The sequence below is a fragment of the Pseudoalteromonas phenolica genome (assembly GCF_005876835.1).
Classification (GTDB): domain Bacteria; phylum Pseudomonadota; class Gammaproteobacteria; order Enterobacterales; family Alteromonadaceae; genus Pseudoalteromonas; species Pseudoalteromonas phenolica_B.
In genome coordinates this window covers 1-1,868 of sequence record NZ_PPSW01000084.1, presented here as the reverse complement: position 1 = coordinate 1,868, position 1,868 = coordinate 1, and the positions used below count along the sequence as shown (strand labels likewise).

At 40.1% G+C, this 1,868-nt stretch carries 2 protein-coding genes and 1 tRNA gene; all 3 read left to right on the top strand.

The features are described from left to right. The first annotated feature begins 37 nt into the window (after nucleotides 1–37). Nucleotides 38–130, top strand: a tRNA-Ser gene (locus C1E24_RS20770). Nucleotides 131–374: 244 nt separating this feature from the next. Beyond that, nucleotides 375–896 (top strand): hypothetical protein, encoded by a 522-nt coding sequence (locus tag C1E24_RS20765; RefSeq protein WP_138484815.1) that lies wholly within the window; start codon nucleotides 375–377, stop codon nucleotides 894–896. A gap of 11 nt (nucleotides 897–907) precedes the next feature. Further along, a complete protein-coding gene (locus tag C1E24_RS20760; RefSeq protein ID WP_138484813.1) occupies nucleotides 908–1,279 on the top strand; it encodes a hypothetical protein in 372 nt (123 codons plus the stop codon). Nucleotides 1,280–1,868: the final 589 nt, after the last annotated feature.

Genomic DNA, 1,868 nt, shown 5'->3' with positions numbered 1-1,868 from the left:
AAATCCCTATCTCTCCGCCACATTTAAAGTTTGCGCCGGAGAGGTGGCCGAGTGGCTGAAGGCGCTCCCCTGCTAAGGGAGTATAGGGTTTGTAGCCCTATCGAGGGTTCGAATCCCTCCTTCTCCGCCATTAACTTGTATTAAAACCGCTTAACAGCGGTTTTTTTATACCTGAATTTTAGTCACATTAAATCCATAAACGATTGATGTCCCTTCTTTGTTCAACAAGCTATTTTAACGTGAGCAAAGCAACTAAACAGAAAGTGCTTTATTAATGTATTAAGTCACTGTTCTACATAACAGGTTCATTTTCACTATGCTTGAATAAATTTTCAATAAGATGCAAACTGATTGAAAAAAGAGCGAAACACGTTATGCAAAAAGCCATTGTCTTCACAGCTGTTTTATTCGTTTTATCAGCCTGTGGTCAAACTGATGAAATGAATAATACCGAACAGGCAAAACCACAGAGCGCTGAAAAGGTGAGCTCTACAACGGAAGATAAGCCTGCGTCTGCACCTAAAGTGACCGAGCTTTCAAACGTAGATAAAACTGAGCTAGGTTTAGAAAAGGTATCTCAAGAAACTTTAAACTCTCTTAGAGCTGATATAAGCGCAATAGAGAAAAACAATGAGTGTGATTCCAATGCACAATGTAAGGTAATAGCTGCTGGCAACCGAGCTTGCGGTGGTCCTAGCCACTATATGCTTTACTCAACTAAAATTACAACTGATGAGACAGCCAAAACTGTTGCAGATAAACTGACAAAGTACGAGAGTCTTTATAATGCGCAATCAGGTATGCAAAGCATCTGCGCCATGTTAACTAAGCCGACGACACAATGTATCAATAACAAGTGTGTTACACTAAGCGACAGTACTTATATCGCGCAATAAAAGGAACATACATGAAAACAGTTTTGGCCCTAGTTATATCAACTCTGCTCATGTTATCAGGCTGTCAGTCCTCAACAGGTACTCAGTTCGAAGAGAGCAACACCCTGAAAGCTTATGTAGCTGATCTAAGCTGTGATGCGAGCTTTCAATGCAAAGTAATAGGTGTAGGTGAGAGAGCAGCGTGTGGTGGCCCAAGTAATTATGTTGTGTTTTCGACTAAGAATGTTGATGAAAATGAAGTAGAACGCTTGGCTGATGCTGAAACTACACAAGAGCGAATACTGAACGAAAGACAAACCCCTGATGAAACTTGCAAACAAGTACTTCCTATTCAATCTCTCTGTATTAAGAGCAAGTGTGAGAGCTTTACAATAAGTAACTAAAATAGCAAAGCCCCTATTGCTGACAATGTCATTATCAATAGGGCGCACCCTCCAGCTTTATAGATCAGCGTTTGATCCATATCTTTATGAACCCAGTAGCGATAAATAAAACGCGCAAAATAACTCGCTGATGTGCCGAATAAAGCAAACATAACAAGTAAATAAATTAAGTATAGCGACACACATCAAACCTTTTCTAAATACCTTTAAAGCATAGCCATTAGTTAAGCTTGTTTCAAATATAGTGCAAAAGGTTACCGACAGCGAACGTAGTGAGTACGGTTCTTTTGCGCAAGGTGAAGTGAATAGTTCTAACCGCAGCTAAGGTAAGACTCTTTTCAGTAAGCAAGGAAGAAATGAATGTTCGTTAGGCAAGTAAACTCAACTGGAGTTGAGGGTGTAATTATTTACGCGTGTGAAAAGTGTTTCAGAATGAAGAGAGTAGCTACTGTGAAAGTTGCTCATTTCACCTTGCGCTATAGTGCAAAATTAGCGACTGCGAACGCAGTGAGAGCGCTTCTTTTGCGCAAGTATAGTGCGAAAGGTTTATGACAAGTGCGCAGCGCTTATACCAATCAGTAATTATTTG